The sequence below is a fragment of the Streptomyces inhibens genome (assembly GCF_003389455.1).
In the GTDB taxonomy this organism is placed as follows: Bacteria; Actinomycetota; Actinomycetes; order Streptomycetales; family Streptomycetaceae; genus Streptomyces; species Streptomyces inhibens.
Genome location: NZ_QUAC01000112.1, coordinates 1 through 18,642 on the forward strand (window position 1 = coordinate 1; position 18,642 = coordinate 18,642).

Annotated in this window: 14 protein-coding genes and 4 pseudogenes; 7 read left to right on the forward strand and 11 right to left on the reverse strand. The window is 72.3% G+C overall.

The features are described from left to right. The 5 genes and pseudogenes from DY245_RS46260 to DY245_RS14450 all read right to left on the reverse strand — a co-directional run. Positions 1-164: pseudogene (locus tag DY245_RS46260) on the reverse strand (ADP-ribosylglycohydrolase family protein); the annotation flags it as partial. An 11-nt stretch (positions 165-175) separates the two neighbouring features. Further along, positions 176-1,489: an ADP-ribosylglycohydrolase family protein gene (locus DY245_RS14440; RefSeq protein ID WP_181923670.1), complete on the reverse strand. Its 1,314-nt coding sequence runs from the start codon at positions 1,487-1,489 to the stop codon at positions 176-178. Continuing rightward, a partial coding sequence (locus tag DY245_RS46265; protein ID WP_244943039.1) for an ADP-ribosylglycohydrolase family protein occupies positions 1,486-2,158 on the reverse strand: 673 nt, incomplete at its 5' end. The genes DY245_RS14440 and DY245_RS46265, both read right to left, overlap by 4 nt. A gap of 1 nt (position 2,159) precedes the next feature. Further along, positions 2,160-2,846 (reverse strand): annotated as a pseudogene (locus DY245_RS46270) (ADP-ribosylglycohydrolase family protein); the annotation flags it as partial. Then, the gene (locus tag DY245_RS14450) at positions 2,843-3,985 is read right to left on the reverse strand and encodes an ADP-ribosylglycohydrolase family protein (RefSeq protein WP_128507343.1); all 1,143 of its coding nucleotides are present in this window, start codon (positions 3,983-3,985) and stop codon (positions 2,843-2,845) included. The gene DY245_RS14450 and the pseudogene DY245_RS46270, both read right to left, overlap by 4 nt. Before the next feature lie 362 nt (positions 3,986-4,347). Between DY245_RS14450 and DY245_RS14455 the strand changes: the two genes are divergently transcribed. The 3 genes from DY245_RS14455 (at position 4,348) to DY245_RS14465 (ending at position 11,471) form a co-directional block, all read left to right on the forward strand. After that, positions 4,348-5,079 carry a VIT1/CCC1 transporter family protein gene (locus tag DY245_RS14455; protein WP_128507365.1) on the forward strand — a complete coding sequence of 244 codons (732 nt, stop codon included), beginning with the start codon at positions 4,348-4,350 and terminating at the stop codon, positions 5,077-5,079. Between the two features lie 352 nt (positions 5,080-5,431). Further along, complete coding sequence (gene gltB, locus DY245_RS14460; protein ID WP_181923671.1) at positions 5,432-10,018, forward strand: glutamate synthase large subunit; 4,587 nt, start codon at positions 5,432-5,434, stop codon at positions 10,016-10,018. Continuing rightward, complete coding sequence (locus DY245_RS14465) at positions 10,011-11,471, forward strand: glutamate synthase subunit beta (protein ID WP_128507347.1); 1,461 nt, start codon at positions 10,011-10,013, stop codon at positions 11,469-11,471. The genes gltB and DY245_RS14465 overlap by 8 nt, the downstream gene beginning before the upstream one ends. A gap of 111 nt (positions 11,472-11,582) precedes the next feature. Here DY245_RS14465 and DY245_RS14470 read toward each other — a convergent pair whose 3' ends face one another. Next, positions 11,583-12,176 carry a hypothetical protein gene (locus tag DY245_RS14470; RefSeq protein ID WP_128507349.1) on the reverse strand — a complete coding sequence of 198 codons (594 nt, stop codon included), beginning with the start codon at positions 12,174-12,176 and terminating at the stop codon, positions 11,583-11,585. A 67-nt stretch (positions 12,177-12,243) separates the two neighbouring features. Between DY245_RS14470 and DY245_RS14475 the strand changes: the two genes are divergently transcribed. Continuing rightward, entirely contained in the window at positions 12,244-13,005 is a 762-nt protein-coding gene (locus tag DY245_RS14475) for an ArsR/SmtB family transcription factor (protein WP_128507351.1), read from the forward strand. Between the two features lie 16 nt (positions 13,006-13,021). Here DY245_RS14475 and DY245_RS14480 read toward each other — a convergent pair whose 3' ends face one another. Then, on the reverse strand, positions 13,022-13,561 hold the full coding sequence (locus tag DY245_RS14480) for a MarR family winged helix-turn-helix transcriptional regulator (protein WP_128507366.1): 540 nt from the start codon (positions 13,559-13,561) through the stop codon (positions 13,022-13,024). Positions 13,562-13,671: 110 nt separating this feature from the next. Here DY245_RS14480 and DY245_RS14485 point away from each other — a divergent pair, with 110 nt between their 5' ends. Continuing rightward, the gene (locus DY245_RS14485) at positions 13,672-14,394 is read left to right on the forward strand and encodes an SDR family NAD(P)-dependent oxidoreductase (protein WP_128507353.1); all 723 of its coding nucleotides are present in this window, start codon (positions 13,672-13,674) and stop codon (positions 14,392-14,394) included. 33 nt (positions 14,395-14,427) lie between these two features. Here DY245_RS14485 and DY245_RS14490 read toward each other — a convergent pair. Next, positions 14,428-14,936, reverse strand: a pseudogene (locus DY245_RS14490) (PPOX class F420-dependent oxidoreductase). A gap of 81 nt (positions 14,937-15,017) precedes the next feature. Beyond that, a complete protein-coding gene (locus DY245_RS14495) occupies positions 15,018-15,506 on the reverse strand; it encodes a hypothetical protein (RefSeq protein WP_128507355.1) in 489 nt (162 codons plus the stop codon). A 132-nt stretch (positions 15,507-15,638) separates the two neighbouring features. Between DY245_RS14495 and DY245_RS14500 the strand changes: the two genes are divergently transcribed. Next, complete coding sequence (locus DY245_RS14500) at positions 15,639-16,373, forward strand: MBL fold metallo-hydrolase (protein WP_128507357.1); 735 nt, start codon at positions 15,639-15,641, stop codon at positions 16,371-16,373. Positions 16,374-16,431: 58 nt separating this feature from the next. Here DY245_RS14500 and DY245_RS14505 read toward each other — a convergent pair whose 3' ends face one another. After that, complete coding sequence (locus tag DY245_RS14505; protein WP_128507359.1) at positions 16,432-17,478, reverse strand: LacI family DNA-binding transcriptional regulator; 1,047 nt, start codon at positions 17,476-17,478, stop codon at positions 16,432-16,434. A gap of 166 nt (positions 17,479-17,644) precedes the next feature. Here DY245_RS14505 and DY245_RS14510 point away from each other — a divergent pair, with 166 nt between their 5' ends. Next, the gene (locus DY245_RS14510) at positions 17,645-18,340 is read left to right on the forward strand and encodes an alpha/beta fold hydrolase (RefSeq protein WP_128507361.1); all 696 of its coding nucleotides are present in this window, start codon (positions 17,645-17,647) and stop codon (positions 18,338-18,340) included. Positions 18,341-18,411: 71 nt separating this feature from the next. Here DY245_RS14510 and DY245_RS14515 read toward each other — a convergent pair. Then, positions 18,412-18,642, reverse strand: a pseudogene (locus DY245_RS14515) (hypothetical protein); the annotation flags it as partial.

Consider the following 18,642-nt stretch of genomic DNA (forward strand, 5'->3'; position numbering starts at 1 on the left):
GCCGCCCGCCACCGCCGCGCGATCCCGGCGGCGTCCCGGCCGTCCTCCGCCGCCTGCCGCAGCTCATGCCCGATCAGGTCCTCGGGCTGCACCCAGGTCACCCGGAGCGGCGCCCCGTCCGCGGGGGGTGTCGTCCGGGCGGCGGCCACCGCCGTGCCGGTCACCGCCGTGCCGGTCACCGTCCACTCGCCTCCGTCATCGCCGGGATGGCCGAGATCGCGGTGAAGGCCTGCTCATGGGTGCGGGCGCGGGCCCGGTCGCGGGTGAAGATCTCGCGGGCGACGGTGGCCAGCGCGGCCCCCGGCGCCGACAGATCCAGGCGGCTGGCGCGGGAGACCTCCGCCGCCCACTCGGCCGGTACCGCCGAGGCGCCGCGCAGCGCGCCGACGAGCGCACCGCTCATCGTGGCGATCGAGTCGCAGTCGCGGCCGTAGTTGACCGAGCCGAGCACCGTGGCCCGGAAATCCCCGCCGCCGACCAGCAACATGCCCAGCGCGATGGGGAGTTCCTCGATGGCGTGCAGACGGGAGGGGCGGCGGGCGCCGAGCGAGGGGTTGCGGTAGTCCGGGCCCACGGTGTCGAAGGGGGCGATCGCCGCGCGCAGCGGTCCCAGCGCGGACTCGTAGTCGCTGAGCGAGGCCGCGGCTTCGCAGACCGCCTCGATCGCGGCACGGGTGCCGTCCTTGGCGAGCCGGAGCGCCTGGACGACCACCGACGACGGGGTGGCCTCGGGGGCGAACGCGGCGGCCACGGCGGCGGCGAACACCCCCGCGGCCTCCCTGCCGTACGAGGACTGATGGGCGCCGGAGATGTCCAGCGCCTCGGCGTAGGCCCGGTCCGGGTTGCCGGCGTTGACGATGCCGACCGGCGCCATGTACATCGCCGCACCACAGTTGACGATGTTTCCGACGCCCGCCTCACGCGGATCGGCATGCCCGTAGTGCAGCCGCGCCACGATCCACTTCTCGGCGAGGAAGATCCGCTGCAACGGCAGCGCCTCGGCCTCCAGCTCCGGGATCCAGCGCGGGGTGCCGATCAGATCGGGTACGAGATGGTCGGCGATGTCGTAGGCGTCGAGGTGATCGCGCACCGTCTCGTAGACCCGCACCAGCGCATGCGTCATCAAGGTGTCGTCGGTGACATGGCCGTCGCCCTTGTGGTACGGCGCGATCGGGCGGGCGGTGCGCCAGTCGTCGTGGAACGGGCCGACGATGCCCTCGACCCGGCCGCCGTGCCGCTTGACGATCTGCTCCGGTGTGCAGCCTTCGACGGGCCCGCCGAGCGCATCGCCCACCGCGGCACCGACCAGAGCGCCGCTCGCCCGGTCCTCCAGGGTCGGCGGGACGGGGGGCGCCGGGAGCGTCGTGGGGTGGCTGACGGGAGTGGCCATCGTGGGCCGTGTGAGGGGCGTGACCGGCAGGACCTGGGTGTCGGGGGCGCCCGGTGTCGTCGGTGGTGCTGTCGGGGTCTGTTCGCTTGCGTGGGTCATGTGCGGGTGAGTCCTTCCACGGTGGAGGGTGAGGAAGCCAGAAGGGCGTCGGAGAGAGCCTCCGGGAGGACCGCGGCGGTGGCCGTGGTGGAGGCTTCGGGGGCGGTCAGCTCCGTACGGGCGAGCAGCCCGGCCAGCTCGACCAGGTCCGTGCCGGCCAGCCGTGGCAGCGCACAGCCGGAGAGCACCCGGCAGGCGTCGCGCCAGGTGCGGGGCAGTCCGTGGGCGCCGCCGAGCGCGCCGGTCAGCGCCCCGGCGAGGGCCGGCGCGGAGTCGGCGACCCGGGAGAGGCAGGCGGCTGCCGGTACCGCCTCGGCGACCAGCCCGTCCGCGGCCAGGGCGAGCGCCAGCGCCACCGGGACGGTCTCGGCGGCCGCGATGCCGTAGCTGTAGACGTGGTCGACGATCTCGTGTTCCAGCACGGGCACCAGGGCGAAGGCGGTGCCGGGGCGGCCGGAGTGGCCAGGACCGTCGGTGGCGAAGGCCCGTGCGAGCCGGACCGCGTGCAGCGCGTTACGGCGGATCTCGGTGCCCTCGGGGAGCTGGTCGAGCGCCGCGTCCACACAGCCGCCGGCCGCCGCCCCGCCGAGCGCGGCCGCGATCGCGGCGGCCATCGCACGGGCGCCGTGCACCCCGTCGCCGTCCTGGGTGTAGCGCGCGTCGTACTCGNACGGGCGCCGTGCACCCCGTCGCCGTCCTGGGTGTAGCGCGCGTCGTACTCGGCCAGATCGGCCGCCGCGGCGGGCTCGCCCGGGTGCACCACGGCCAGTACGGCGGCCCGGACGCACGCCGCATCGTCGAAGAAGTGCGGATTGTCGTGGCCGGTGGCGGGCGGCCGCAGCCCGGCGGCGAGGTTGCCGAGCCCGGCCCGTACGGAGATCCGGGCGCGCAGCGGCAGTACGGCGGACTCCACCTCGGGCGCCCGGTCGGCGGCCGCGGCGACCTCGTTGGCCAGCGCGTTCCATGCGAGGTCGAGCGCGGCGCGCATCCGCCGGTCCCGGCCCAGATCGCTGAGGAGCGCACCGGCCGCGGTGAGCACCGACTCGGCGGTGAAGGCCGCCCACTCGGCGTCGTCGGAGGGCCCGAGCCGCAGCGGCTCGGGCGGCTGGTTGAGGGCGATCGGCACGGGCAGCGTCGTGGTGGCGTTCTGCTCGGCGAAGGTGTCCAGCTCACGCGTCAGCCGCCGGGTCCACTCCGGCATCCGGGCCGCCCGGTGCCGCGCGGCGGGCCACCCGGCGGCATCGCCCGAGGCGAGCCCGAGCAGCAGCCCTTCGATACGGCTACGGGCACCGTCCACGGCGTCGGCGTCGGCCGCGACGTGGGCGTCGGCGCCCCACACCGTGCGCCCGGCGCTCATCCGACGCCCACTCCGGCCTCGACGCCGGACCCGGCGGCGGCCCCCGCTCCCGCCCCGCCCGGCGCCAGCAGCTCCGCGATGTCCAGGACGTGATAGCCGGCCATCGACGGCAGACAGCTGCCGCGCGCCGGGCCGATGGCTGCGGCCCAGGCCTCGGGGATCGCCGCGGCCCCGCACAGCGCACCGGCCAGGGCGCCCGCCACCGCCGCCGTGGTGTCGGCGTCGCGGCCCATGTTGACCGCGGTCAGCACCGAGGCGGAGAAGTCACCGCGGGCCGCCGCGAACGCGCCGAAGGCCAGCCCGACGGCCTCGGGCGCCAGATCCATCCAGGGATAGCCGCCGACCACGACGGCGGAGCGCACCGCGCGCTCGGTGCCGAGCTGGGTGATGCCCGGGTCGTACCGGGAGCGCTGGGCGGCGCCGACCGCCCGGCGCAGCGAGCGGGCGGTCCAGGAGTCCTCCGGTACGACGGACAGCGCGGCGGCGATCACCGCGTCGGTGTTGGGGGTCCCCCCTGGACCGATGGGGGTCCCCCCGGTCGAAGGTCCTTGGGGGAGGACGACCATGGCGGTGGCGACCCCGGCGGCCACCGCCCGGCCGCCGTAGATCCCCTCGCCCTCGTGGCTGACCGTGCCGTCGATGGCGACCAGCCGCGCGGCCTCGGCCGGCCGCCCGGCGGCGAACACCCCGAACGGGGCGGCGCGCATCGCCAGTCCGTCGCTCCAGGCGTGCCGGTGCTGGGCGGAGATCGGGGCGGCGAGGCCGCGGCGCAGGTTCTCCAGCGTCCCGCGCTCGCTGAAGCCCGCGCCGCGGAACGGCCCCTCGTCGCGGTCGGCGATCCACTGGTGCCAGGCGGCCTCGACCTGGGCGACGGTCAGCGCCGAACCGTGCGCGGCGAGCAGCAGCCCCGAGAAGATGGCGTACTCGGTGTCGTCGGTGCCGGCCGGGTCGTCCTCGACAAAGCCCTCGATCCGGCCCCAGCGGCGGCGGATCTGGGAGGGCTTCATGTTCTCCGCGGGGGCGCCGAGCGCATCACCGACGGCGAGTCCGAGCATGGCGCCGCGGGCCCGGTCGCGTACACGATCGCCCGCGCTGCCGGGCACCGCCGGATCCGAGGGCGTGGGGTGCGCTGCGCTCATGGTGCGTGCCGTTCTGTCGTACGGGCCGGAACGCCGCCCGGGACTGCGGGGCGCCGTCCGGCAGCGGACCGCTGCGCTGTATCCGTGCCACGCGGCGGCCCGGGTCTCCTGTCCCGGGCGGCAGGGTCACCCGGTCGACTCCCTCGATCGGCACCGGACCGCACCGCGAAGCGGGCCCCGAAATGCGCTGTGACCCGGATCTCATGACCCATCTCGCAGAAAAACCGCAGGTCAGCGCGGTAAGTTCGGCCTTCCTTGCTAGCGGCGGAGGGCGATTCGCGCATAGCTTCGAGGGGTTGGAGGGGGAAGTGCCGCCATCGGCCCACACCTCGCTGAAGGGAGTAGGTCCCGATATGTCCGTCATGGAGATCATGGACGCCGCGGCGCCGACGCATGTGGCCCACCGCGACAATCACACCCACCGCGATGTGAACGGTGGCTGGCTGCGCCCCGCCGTCTTCGGCGCGATGGACGGTCTGGTCTCGAACCTCGCCCTGATGACGGGTGTCGCGGGCGGCGCACTGTCGCAGCAGACGATCATCATCACCGGCCTCGCGGGCCTGGCCGCCGGTGCCTTCTCGATGGCCGCGGGGGAGTACACCTCGGTCGCCTCGCAGCGGGAGCTGGTGCAGGCCGAGCTGGACGTCGAGCGGGCCGAGCTGCGTAAGCACCCGAAGGACGAGCTGGAGGAGCTGGCGGCCCTCTATGTATCGCGCGGCGTCGAGCCGGCGCTCGCCCGGCAGGTCGCCGAACAGCTTTCCCGGGACCCCGAGCAGGCGCTGGAGATCCATGCCCGCGAGGAACTGGGCATCGACCCGTCGGACCTTCCTTCGCCCGCCGTTGCCGCCATTTCCTCCTTTGGATCGTTTGCGCTGGGCGCGCTGCTGCCTGTCCTTCCCTATCTGTTGGGGGCATCGGCGATCTGGCCGGCGGTGCTGCTCGCGCTGGTCGGTCTGTTTGCGTGCGGGGCTGTGGTGGCGCGGGTGACGGCCCGCTCCTGGTGGTTCAGCGGGCTGCGTCAGCTGGCCCTCGGCGGTGCGGCCGCGGGTGTGACGTACGCCCTGGGAGCACTGTTCGGAACCGTCGTAGGGTGATGTTGCATACGGGTGACTGCATAATTAACGCGTTACCCAGCGGTTTCGGTTCGTTGACGGCCGGGCATAAGGCCCAGGCGTCGCGGGCAATGTCGCTCGCCGAACGCCGCCTGTGGGACGGCTCCGTTTCCGTCCGCGTCCTTGACCCACCGCACATGCGGTGTCCGCATGTTGGAAGCCCCTTTTCGCTTTTCGAGAAGGCAGCCATCCTGTAACCTGCACGAAATTTCGCGGAGGGCCAACGTCGTCCCTCGGCAATGCCTATGCCACGACGACGTTGGGAGAGCCGATGCGTTCCGCGTCCACGCACTCCGCGACCACCAGCAGCGCCAGCGCCGCCGCATGGTCGCCCATGGACGGGCGCCCCGCCCAGCAGGGGATGTACGACCCGCGCAATGAGCACGACGCCTGTGGCGTCGGCTTTGTGGCCACCCTCACCGGCGAGGCCAGCCACGCACTGGTCGAGCAGGCGCTCACCGTCCTGACGAATCTGGAGCACCGCGGTGCCACCGGCTCGGAGCCCGACTCGGGCGACGGCGCCGGCATCCTGCTCCAGGTGCCGGACGCGTTTCTGCGTGAGAACGTCACGTTCGAGCTCCCCGAGGCCGGCGCCTACGCCGTCGGTATCGCCTTCCTCCCGTCCGATGCCCAGGATGCGGCCGAGGCCGTCTCACGCATCGAGACGATCGCCGGTGAGGAAGGCCTGGACGTCATCGGCTGGCGGGTCGTCCCCGTCGCCCCGCAGCTGCTCGGCAACGGCGCCCGCGCCACCATGCCGGCCTTCTCCCAGCTGTTCGTTTCAGACCAGCACAGCGTGGGGGACAACAAGAACACCGGCCTGGCGCTGGACCGCAAGGCCTTCGCGCTGCGCAAGCGCGCCGAGCGCGAGGCGGGCGTCTACTTCCCCTCACTGTCCGCGCGCACGATCGTCTACAAGGGCATGCTGACCACCGGCCAGCTGGAGCCCTTCTTCCCGGACCTCTCGGACCGCCGCTTCGCCACCGCCATCGCGCTGGTCCACTCGCGGTTCTCCACCAACACCTTCCCGAGCTGGCCGCTCGCCCACCCGTACCGCTTCGTCGCGCACAACGGCGAGATCAACACGGTCAAGGGCAACCGCAACTGGATGCAGGCCCGCGAGTCCCAGCTCGCCTCGAAGCTCTTCGGCAACGGGTCCGAGGAAGACCTCGCGCGGATCTTCCCGGTCTGCACCCCGGACGCCTCCGACTCCGCCTCCTTCGACGAGGTCCTGGAGCTGCTCCACCTCGGCGGCCGCTCGCTGCCGCACTCGGTGCTGATGATGGTCCCCGAGGCGTGGGAGAACTCCACCGCCATGGACCCGGCCCAGCGCGCCTTCTACCAGTACCACTCCACGATGATGGAGCCCTGGGACGGCCCGGCCTGTGTCACCTTCACCGACGGCACCCAGGTCGGCGCGGTCCTCGACCGCAACGGTCTGCGCCCCGGCCGCTACTGGGTCACCGACGACGGCCTGGTCGTGCTCTCCTCCGAGGTCGGCGTCCTGGACATCGACCCGGCCAAGGTCGTCCGCAAGGGCCGCCTCCAGCCCGGCAAGATGTTCCTCGTCGACACCGCCGAGCACCGCATCATCGAGGACGACGAGATCAAGGCCGAGCTCGCGGCCGAGAACCCCTACCAGGAGTGGCTGGACTCCGGTCTGATCGAGCTCGCGGACCTGCCCGAGCGTGAGCACATCGTGCACACCCACGCCTCGGTCACCCGCCGCCAGCAGACCTTCGGCTACACCGAGGAAGAGCTGCGCGTCATCCTCGCGCCGATGGCCAAGGCCGGCGCCGAGCCCATCGGCTCGATGGGCACCGACTCGCCGATCGCCGCGCTCTCCGAGCGCCCCCGGCTGCTCTTCGACTACTTCACCCAGCTCTTCGCGCAGGTCACCAACCCGCCGCTGGACGCCATCCGCGAGGAAATGGTCACCTCGCTGATCTCCTCCCTCGGCCCCCAGGGCAACCTCCTGGAGCCCACCGCGGCCTCCTGTCGCAGCGTGACCCTGCCCTTCCCGGTCATCGACAACGACGAGCTGGCCAAGCTCATCCACATCAACGCCGACGGCGACATGCCCGGCATGAAGGCCGTGACCCTCTCCGGCCTCTACCGGGTCTCCGGCGGCGGCGAGTCGCTGGCCGCCCGGATCGAGGAGATCTGCGCCGAGGCCGACGCCGCCATCGACGACGGCGCCCGGCTGATCGTGCTCTCCGACCGGCATTCCGACGCCGAGCACGCCCCGATCCCGTCGCTGCTGCTGACCTCCGCGGTCCACCACCACCTCATCGCCACCAAGGAGCGCACCCAGGTCGGTCTGCTCGTGGAGGCCGGCGATGTGCGCGAGGTGCACCATGTCGCGCTGCTCATCGGCTACGGCGCGGCCGCGGTCAACCCGTACCTGGCCATGGAGTCCGTCGAGGACCTGGTCCGCGCCGGCACCTTCCTGCCCGGCGTCGAGACCGAGACGGCCATCAAGAACCTGATCAAGGCGCTCGGCAAGGGCGTCCTGAAGGTCATGTCCAAGATGGGCATCTCGACCGTCGCCTCCTACCGGGGCGCGCAGGTCTTCGAGGCCGTCGGTCTCGACGAGGGGTTCGTCGCGAAGTACTTCCACGGCACCGCCACCAAGATCGGCGGCGCCGGTCTGGACGTCATCGCCAAGGAGGTCGCGGCGCGGCACGCCAAGGCCTACCCGGCCTCCGGCATCGCCGCCACGCACCGCGCGCTGGAGATCGGCGGCGAGTACCAGTGGCGCCGCGAGGGCGAGCCGCACCTCTTTGACCCGGACACCGTCTTCCGGCTCCAGCACTCCACCCGCACGCGCCGCTATGACATCTTCAAGAAGTACACCGAACGGGTGAATGAGCAGTCCCAGCGGCTGATGACGCTGCGCGGGCTGTTCGCCCTGAAGACAAATGAGAACGGCAAGAGTGACCGCGAGCCGATCTCGATCGACGAGGTCGAGCCGGTGTCCGAGATCGTCAAGCGCTTCTCCACCGGCGCCATGTCGTACGGATCCATTTCGCAGGAGGCGCACGAAACTCTCGCCATCGCCATGAACCAGCTGGGCGGCAAGTCCAACACCGGTGAGGGCGGCGAGGACCCCGACCGCCTCTACGACCCGGCGCGCCGCTCCTCCATCAAGCAGGTCGCCTCCGGCCGCTTCGGTGTGACCAGCGAGTACCTCGTCAACTCCGACGACATCCAGATCAAGATGGCGCAGGGCGCCAAGCCCGGCGAGGGCGGCCAGCTGCCCGGCCACAAGGTCTACCCCTGGGTCGCCAAGACCCGGCACTCCACCCCGGGCGTGGGCCTGATCTCCCCGCCGCCGCACCACGACATCTACTCCATCGAGGACCTGGCTCAGCTGATCCACGACCTCAAGAACGCCAACCCGGCGGCCCGCATCCACGTGAAGCTGGTCTCCGAGGTGGGCGTCGGCACCGTCGCCGCGGGCGTCTCCAAGGCGCACGCGGACGTGGTCCTGATCTCCGGCCACGACGGCGGTACGGGTGCCTCCCCGCTGACCTCCCTCAAGCACGCGGGCGGTCCCTGGGAGCTGGGCCTGGCCGAGACCCAGCAGACGCTGCTGCTCAACGGCCTGCGCGACCGTATCGTCGTGCAGACCGACGGCCAGCTCAAGACCGGCCGCGATGTCATCATCGCCGCCCTGCTGGGCGCCGAGGAGTACGGCTTCGCGACCGCCCCGCTGGTCGTCTCCGGCTGCGTCATGATGCGCGTCTGCCACCTGGACACCTGCCCGGTCGGCATCGCCACCCAGAACCCGACGCTGCGCGAGCGGTTCAACGGTAAGGCCGAGTACGTCGTCAACTTCTTCGAGTTCATCGCCGAAGAGGTCCGTGAGCTCCTCGCCGAGCTGGGCTTCCGCAGCCTCGAAGAGGCCGTCGGCCACGCCGAGCTGCTGGACACCGCCAAGGCCGTGAACCACTGGAAGGCGCAGGGCCTGGACCTGGCCCCGCTGCTGCACGTCCCCGAGCTGCCCGAGGGCGCGGTCCGCCACCAGATCACCGTCCAGGACCACGGTCTGGAGAAGGCGCTCGACAACGAGCTGATCAAGCTCGCCGCCGACGCGCTGTCCGCGGACACCCCCGAGGCCGCGCAGCCCGTCCGCGCGCAGGTCGCCGTGCGGAACATCAACCGCACGGTCGGCACCATGCTCGGCCACGAGGTGACGAAGAAGTTCGGTGGCGCGGGCCTGCCCGACGACACCATCGACATCACCTTCACCGGCTCGGCCGGCCAGTCCTTCGGCGCGTTCCTGCCGCGCGGCATCACGCTGCGCCTGGAGGGCGACGCCAACGACTACGTCGGCAAGGGCCTGTCGGGCGGCCGGATCGTGGTCCGCCCGGACCGCGGCGCCGACCACCTCGCCGAGTACTCCACCATCGCCGGCAACACCCTCGCCTACGGCGCCACCGGCGGCGAGCTGTTCCTGCGCGGCCGGGTCGGCGAACGCTTCTGCGTCCGTAACTCCGGTGCGACGGTCGTCTCCGAGGGCGTCGGCGACCACGGCTGCGAGTACATGACCGGCGGCCACGCCGTCATCCTGGGCGAGACCGGCCGCAACTTCGCGGCGGGCATGTCCGGCGGTATCGCCTACGTCATCGATCTCGACCCGGACATGGTCAACCGTGAGCTGGCCGACGCGGTCACCACTTTGGACGACACCGACAAGCGGTGGCTGCACGATGTCGTGCGCCGCCACCAGGAGGAGACCGGCTCCACCGTCGCCGCCAAGCTCCTCGCCGACTGGGACGCGGCCGCCGCGCGCTTCAGCAAGGTCGTCCCGGCCACCTACCAGGCAGTGCTCGCCGCCAAGGACGCCGCCGAGCGAGCCGGACTCTCCGAGTCCGAGACCCACGAGAAGATGATGGAGGCGGCGACCAATGGCTGACCCCAAGGGCTTCCTGACCCACGAGCGCGAGATCGCCAAGACCCGCCCCGTCGAGGAGCGCGTCAAGGACTGGAACGAGGTCTACCAGCCCGGCTCCCTGCTGCCGATCATCAGCAAGCAGGCGTCGCGCTGCATGGACTGCGGCATCCCGTTCTGTCACAACGGCTGCCCGCTCGGAAACCTCATCCCCGAGTGGAACGACTACGCCTACCGCGAGGACTGGACCGGGGCCAGCGAGCGGCTGCACGCGACCAACAACTTCCCGGAGTTCACCGGTCGCCTGTGCCCCGCCCCCTGTGAGGCCGCCTGTGTGCTGGGCATCAACCAGCCGCCGGTGACCATCAAGAACGTCGAGGTCTCCATCATCGACAAGGCGTGGGACAACGGCGATGTCACCCCGCAGCCGCCCGAGCGCCTCTCCGGCAAGACCGTCGCCGTCATCGGCTCCGGCCCGGCCGGGCTCGCCGCCGCCCAGCAGCTGACCCGGGCCGGCCACACCGTCGCCGTCTACGAGCGCGCGGACCGTATCGGTGGTCTCCTCCGTTACGGCATCCCCGAGTTCAAGATGGAAAAGCGCCACATCAACCGCCGTATCGAGCAGATGCGCGCGGAAGGCACCAAGTTCCGTACGGAGGTGGAGATCGGCCGCGACATCGACGCCAAGAAGCTGCGCAAGCGCTACGACGCCGTTGTCATCGCCGCCGGCGCCACCACCTCCCGCGATCTGCCGGTGCCCGGCCGTGAGCTGAACGGCATCCACTTCGCGATGGAGTTCCTGCCGCTCGCCAACAAGGTGCAGGAGGGCGACCTGACCGTCGCCCCGATCAGCGCCGAGGGCAAGCATGTCGTCGTCATCGGCGGCGGCGACACCGGCGCGGACTGCGTCGGCACCGCCCACCGTCAGGGCGCGGCCTCCGTCACCCAGCTGGAGATCATGCCCAGGCCGGGCGAGGAGCGGAACGCGGGCCAGCCCTGGCCGACCTTCCCGATGCTCTACAAGGTCACCTCCGCGCACGAGGAGGGCGGCGAGCGGGTCTACTCCGTCTCCACCACCCACTTCGAGGGCGACGAGGACGGCAACGTCCAGTTCCTGCACCTGATCGAGGTGGAGTTCAAGGACGGCAAGCTGGAGCAGAAGCCCGGCACCGAGCGGAAGATCCCGGCCCAGCTGGTCACCCTCGCGATGGGCTTCACCGGCACCGACCAGGAGAACGGCCTGGTCGAGCAGTTCGGCCTGGAGCTCGACGAGCGCGGCAATGTCGCCCGCGACGCGGACTTCGCCACCAACGTCCCCGGCGTGTACGTCGCCGGTGACGCCGGCCGCGGCCAGTCGCTGATCGTGTGGGCCATCGCCGAGGGCCGCTCCGCCGCCCGCGGCGTGGACCGCTTCCTGACCGGAGTCAGCGCCCTGCCGGCTCCCATCAAGCCGACGGATCGCGCACTGACCGTGTGAGTCCCCGTCCCTGAATGTCCCGTACAACGTCGTACGGAACAACCGCGGCGCCTGTCCCCTCCCCCCGACCGGAGGGCAGGCGCCGCGGGCTTTTGCCGCGGGGCCCGGCTCCTAGGAGCCGCTGCGTTCCGCGGGGAAGCGCCGCCCCAACTGCCGGGCCATCTCCCGCGCGGGCGCCGGCACGGCCTGCTGCGGTGGTGCGGCCGACGGCCGGAAGTCGTGCACCGGCGGATGCCATGCCCCCAGATCGATACGGCGGTCCCCCAGATCGATCCGGCGGTCGCTCAGCGGCAGCACCCATCGCGGGTCGGCATGCACCCGCAGCACCTGTGCCTCGATCTGCGTCCACGCCCCGTCGGTCACCGTGCGCTCACCGACCCGCCGCGCCTCCAACTGCACCGGGCAGTGCACCAGTCGGGGCGGCCGTACCAACTCGGACGGCTCCGTCCACGGTGCGTCCTGCGCGGACGGCATGGCGCCCGCGCCTTCGTCGGTCCCCGTACCGTCCGGCGGCAGATTGAACACCACGTCCGGGCGTACCGCGAGATTCTGCGCGGTACGGCCACGGGCCGGCAGCCAGACGCTCACCACCGGGCCGAGCTCCCACCGGATCCGCAGCTCGACCAGCACGAAGGTCCCGTCGTCGTTCTCCGTGGACAGCAGCGCCGGGGTGACCGAACTGCTTTTCTCCAGCGCGCCTTTCATGCCTCAGAGGATAGAAGCCAGATGATTCGGTGCTCACCGAAATGTTATCTGCAGTTACTCTCTGCGCATGAACCGATGGGACGCCGATAATGAAAGCGTCGCGGAAACCCCCGATCTGGCCGCCCTCGCGGCGCTGCTCGCGGACCGCACCCGCGCCGCCATCTGCATGGCCCTGCTCGACGGCGGCGCCTGGACCGCCGGCGAACTCGCCGAATACGCCGCGGTGGCGCCCTCCACCACCACCGAGCACCTCAACCTCCTGGTCTCCGGCGGCCTGCTCGCCGAGGAACGCCAGGGGCGGCGGCGCTACGTACGGCTGGCCGGGCCGGACACCGCGGAAACCCTGGAGAACCTCGCCGGCCTGGCCCCCTACCGCCAGGTCCCGATCCGCTCGCTGGCCGAGGCCAACCAGCGCAGAGCCCTGCACCACGCCAGAACCTGCTACGACCACATCGCCGGCGCACTCGGCGTGGCCATCTTGGCGGCGATGACCGAACGCGGCCTGCTGGCACGGGACTACGGTCTGGTGCTGACCGGTGCCGGTGCCCAGTGGCTGACCGCCCTCGGTGTCCCCGACGCCGGTCCGTCGGCCGCCCACCGGGCCCATGTCCGCACCTGCCTCGACTGGACGGTGCGCCGTCAGCACCTCTCCGGCGCGGTCGGCGCCGCCCTCTACCGGCACGCCCTGGACCGCGGCTGGATCGTCAAGGCCCACGCCACCCGGATCCTCACCCTCACCGAGACCGGCCGGGCGGCCTTCCGCGCCCAGCTCGCGCTGCCCGACGCGGCGCTCTTCCCGTCCCTGACGTTCTCACCGCCCCGCGGATGACCACCCCGCGGCCCCCTCAGTCCTCTCCGACATGGCCGATCCGGTCGTCGCCGAGCTTGCGCTGGGTGTCCTGGAGCAGGATCCGCAGCAGACCGGCCAGCTGTTCCTGCTGCCCGGGGGAGAGGCCGTCGATCAACTCGGCCTCGCGGCGCAGCACTTGGTCGACGGTGGCCTCGACCAGCTCATGGCCCGCCGGTGTCAGCTCGACCAGCACCGTACGCGGACGGCCCTCGCCGGGCCGCCGGGTCACCAGCCCCTCGCGCTCGGCGCGCGCCACCCGCTGGGAGACCGCCCCCGCGGTGACCAGGGAGCGATGGCTGAGCTCACGGGTGGTCAGGGTGTACGGCTCGCCGCTGCGGCGCAGCACGCTGAGCAGATCGAGGGTGGCCGGGTCCACCCCGGCGCGGGCCAGCACCCGGCGCCGGTCGTCGCCCAGGAGCTTGGCCAGCCGCCAGATCGGCGTCACGATTCCGATCGAGGAGACCGGAGTGCCCGGGCGTTCGCGCTCCCAGGCGGCGGCGATCTCCTCGACGGGGTACGCGGGGGCACGGTCCATCGGGTAGCCGTAGCCGTCCTTCGCCTCGTTCTCTCTTGCCACGGGCTCTCCCGGTGATGTTATGTTCAGCTCTAAATTTAGAGCTGAACGTGACGGACGGAGCTCAGCATATGTCACGCACCATCCTGGTCACCGGCGGCGGATCCGGCATCGGACGCGCCGTGGCCCACCACTTCGCCGCCCAGGGCGACGAAGTCGTCGTCACCGGCCGGCGCACCGGCCCCCTCAAGGAGACGGCAGCCGGCCACGACACCCTCCGCCCGCTGGTCTGCGACCACACCGATCCGGCCGCGCTCACCGAGCTGCTCGCCGAACTCCCCGGACGGATCGACGTCCTGGTCAACAACGCCGGCGGCAACACCGACTTCGACGCGGACGGCACCACCGACCTGGCGGCCTACGCCCGGGACTTCCGCGCCAACCTCGACGCCAACCTGCTCAGCGCCGCGCTGACCACCAAGGCGCTGGAGGACCGGCTGGCGGCCGGCGGCGCGGTCGTCCACATCGGGTCGATCGCCGCCGACCAGGGAGCCGGCTCCTACGGCGCGGCCAAGGCCGGCCTCGCCTCCTGGAACGTCGATCTCTCACGGGCGCTCGGCCCCCGCGACATCACCGCCAACGTCGTCTCGCCCGGCTATATCGCCGGCACCGAGTTCTTCCGCGACCGGCTCACCGACGAGCGCCGCGACCACCTGGTGGCCGCCTCGGCGGTGCGCCGCGCGGGCTCCCTGGACGACATCACGGGAACGGTCGCCTTCCTGGCCTCACCCGCGGCCCGGCACATCACCGGCCAGGTGCTGAACGTCAACGGCGGCACCCGCACCACCCGTTGACGCCCGCCCGGTCGCAGCACACCAGGACACGCCCTACGCCTCGTCGCCCTCCGCGAGGCGAGCCGGGAAACCGCCGGTCGCGACCGGGCCCCAGCGCACCGGTGTCACCCGGATCAGCGACTTGCCCTGCGTGGGGGTACCTCCCGCGCCCTTAAGGCGTGGGGGAGCATCGCCTCCCGGTACTCGTCCCAGTCCGGGTGCTCGCCGGCGATGTTGCGGTAGTACTCGACCAGCGGCTCGACCGAATCCGGGGCGTCGATGACCTCGGCCTCGCCGTCGATCTGCACCCACGGGCCGTTCCACTCGTCGGACAGCACAATGACACTGACCGACGAGACCCGACGGGCGTTACGGACCTTGGCGCGCTCCGGATACGTCGACATCACCAGCCGCCCGGAGTCGTCCACCCCACAAGTCAGCGGCGAGCCCTGCGGAGTGCCGTCGGAGCGGCGGGTGAGCAGGATCGCACGGTGACGGGGGCGGACGAACTCCAGCAGCTCGGGCAGCTCGACACGGGTGTTGGTGGCGATGGAAGGGCTCATACGGCCGAGCCTAGGCACTCCGGCGCCCACCGCGGAACGAACACGCCCGCAGGTCGCGGCCGCCGGCCGTCCGCCCACAGCTCACCCCTTGAGAAGCTGCTTGCCGGTCGCCGCGTCCACGACCTTGCGGCCGGCCAGCGCACTCTTGAGCCGCACCGTCACCTTGTCGGTGGCCAGGTTCTCGGTGCACATCCCCTTGGCGCTCTTCTTCTTGCCCCAGCCGGTGACCACCACCAGGCCCTTCGACTCATGGCTGCGCGCGCCGAAGCGGCTATCGCAGGCGCTGTGCCCGACGGTCACCGTGATCTCCCGTACGTCCGTGCTCTTGGGGCGCTCCACACCGACCAACGGCAACAGCGCCTCCTGCCGCCCCGCGATCGGGGAGACCTTCGGCCAGCTGTGCACGATCTGGTCCGCCCGCCGCTCGAACGCGTCCTGCTTCTTCGGCGGCGGCGCGGTGCCCACGGTCTGCTGCTTCTGTCCGCAGCCGGACAGTGCGACGACGCCGGATGCCGCCAGCGCGAGCGCGGCGGCGAGCGTACGGGTGCGGGAGAGGTGGGATCCTCGCATGACATGCCTCCTTGGTTCAGCGCTGTGACGTACCGAAGGCAAGACAGGTTCCGGCCTCTTTCGCCGTACGCTCAATCCGCCCACGGCGCAAAGCCGGTGGCAGCGCCCCGCCCACCGGTTAGCGTCCGACCCATGGACACACTCACCGAAATCGCCTCCGCCGTCTGGCAACTCCCCTTCCCCGTAGGGCACGTGTACATCGTGGCCCTTCCCGACGACGGGTACGCCGTGGTCGACACCGGCATCCCCGGCTCGGCTCCCGCCATCCTCGACGCACTCGCCCGGCTCGGCGGCCGCCCGGACCAGCTGCGGCAGATCGTGCTCACCCACTCCCACATCGACCACATGGGCTCCGCCGCCGACCTGGTCGCCGCCACCGGCGCCCGCGTACTGGCCGGCGCACCGGACGCCCCGTACATCCGCGGCACCGCCCCCGAACCCGCGCCGGCGTTCACCGCGGCCGAACAGACGCTGTTCGAAGGGATCATGGCGAACTTCGCGGCCGCCGGGGTCCCGCCGCTGCGCCATGTCGAGGTCGATGTCGCCCTCCAGGAGGGAGACACCCTCGACGACTGGCCGGAGCCGGTACGGGTACTGCACGTCCCCGGCCACACACCGGGCGGAATCGCGCTGCACCTCCCCGAGAGCCGTCTGCTGTTCCCCGGCGACATCATCGGCACCGGCCCCGGCGGCACCCCTGCGGTCCTCGGGCCGGGCAACGTCGACCGCGAGACGGCCATCGCCTCCTTCCGGCGGCTCGCCGCCCTCGACGACGTCGACACCGTCTGCGTACCCCACGGCGACCCGATCCGCGGCGGCGCCCGCGCCGTTCTGGCCGCGGCCACGCCGGAGAAGGACTGGCTGTAACGACGGAAACGGCCGGCGAGGTGTGCCGCGGTGCGCGCGAGCGGGACGGGGTGCCGGGTCAGCCGGAATCGCGCGCCTCGACATGGAAGGTGCCCAGCCGGTGGGTGGTGGGCGCGGCGGCGGGGTCGCGGATCAGGGCGGCGACCCATGCGGCGACCCGCTCCGGCGGGGTGATCTCGGCGCGGACGCTGGTCAGGCGGGGGCGCAGCAGCCGGGCCAGCAGCAGATCGTCCGCGCCGACCACCGCGATACGGCCGCCGGCGCCGGTGCCGATGGTGTGGCCGGCGTCCTGCAAGGCGCGCATCAGCAGCATCGCGTACTCGTCGTTGTAGGCGAACACCGCGTCCAGGCCCCGTTCCTGCCAGGCGGCGGCGAGCCGTGCCGCGGACTCCTCGGTGAGGGCGAGGTCGAGCGGGTGCACCTCGGCGTCGGGGTGGGTGGCGGCCGCGGCCCGTACGCCCGCGAGCCGGGACTCGGCGAAGGCGGCCAGGCCCGGCTCGGCGGGCCGGACCACCCCGATCCGGCGGCGGCCGCGGGCCAGCAGATGCTCACCGGCCCGCAGTCCGGCCTCGCGCTGGTCGAGGAGGAGGGTGTGGGCGCCGGGGGGCGCCGACGGGCCGTGGGTGAGGACCGCGGCGGTGCCGGAGCGGTGCAGCAGCTCGACCGCGGGCGCGTCCAACGGCGGGCCGTGCAGGGTGAGCACGGCGGCCGGCCGTAGTTCGGCCCAGGCGCGGGCGGCCGCCGTCGGGGAGGCGGCGGGCGCGCCGTGCAGTACGCCCGTGTAGCCGAGGTGGTGCAGCGCGGTCTGGAATCCGGCCAGGAACCGGGCGAAGAGGGGGCCGAAGGCCACGGCCGTGTCGGCGGGGGCGGCCAGCAGAACGATGCTGCCCCGGCCGGCGCGCAGGCTGCGGGCGGCGGCGTGCGGTACGTATCCCAGCTCCTCGGCGGCGGCCCGGACCCTGGCCTGGGTGCGCTCGCCGACGCGCCCGGCGGCCTGCCCGTTCAGTACGTAGGAGACCGTCGCGCGCGATACCCCGGCGCGGCGGGCAACGGCCGTGCTGGTCGGGGGCGTTGGGGTGGCCCGGGGGCCCGCTGGGTCAGTCATGCTGCTGGGCATCCTCGCACAGGGTTTTTGCCCGGCGTGGCCGGGGCGGGGCACCTCTCCGGAGTCTGCTTACACGTGTAATCTCGGCCGGGTGCGGTCCCGGCCCGGGAGCCGGGTCCGGGGACACCGTGAGCCGGAGAGCGGACGGACCGAGGAGAGAACGGGCATGCAGCTGCACACCCATGAATGGGGCGCCGGCGGGCGGACCGCGGTGCTGGTCCACGGAATGATGTCCGACCACCGCACCTGGCACCGGGTCGGCCCGGCGCTCGCCGAGCGGGGCTATCGCGTCATCGCCGTCGATCTGCGCGGCCACGGCCGCAGTCCGCGCGGCGACTACGGCGCCGAACTGTTCGCCGAGGACCTCGTGGAGACCCTGCCCGCCGCCCCCGAGGTCGCCATCGGGCATTCACTGGGCGGTCTGGCGCTGTCCCTGGCGGTGGAGCGACTGCAGCCGCGGCGGGCGGTCTACAGCGATCCGGCATGGTCGCTCGGCCGGGTCGAACAGCCCGTGGACCCGGCCGTGTTCATCGCGTTCAAGAATGCCGACCGGACGATGGTGCGGAGCTTCAATCCGCGCTGGGACGCCGCCGATGTGGACATCGAGCTGGCCACGCTCGCCGACTGGGACACCGGCACCGCCCTCGCGCTGTCCGCCGAGCGTCTTCAGGACCGTACGCCCGAGAAGCCGGTCGTCCCCTCGCTGGTGCAGATCGCGGGGGAGGGGTTCCTCTTCTCCGGCCACGAGGCGGCCGAGCTGACGACCCGTGGCTTCGAGGTCCGTACGGTGCACGGCGCCGGGCACACCATCCACCGCGACGACCTCGACGGCTTCCTGGAGGGCCTGGACGGCTGGGTCTAGGCCGGCCGCCGCAACGGAGAACGCCGTTCCCGGGCGTGGGCGGCCGCCCCTTCGCCGCAGCCGGCTCCCTGTCAGGTATCGCAGTCCAGCAGCGTCTTGCACAGCCCGCAGCGCGCCTGGAGCCGGCCGCGCACCGGCACCCGGATCCGCTGATGGCAGGCGGGGCAGGGGAACGACACCCGTAGCGGCGACGGGCCCTCGAAGACATAGCCGTCGCCGGGGCCGGCCGGCCGCTGGGCGCGCCGGGGATCCTGCGCCGCCCGGCGGTCCTTGGCGTAACGGAGCCGGGCGGCCCAGCCCGC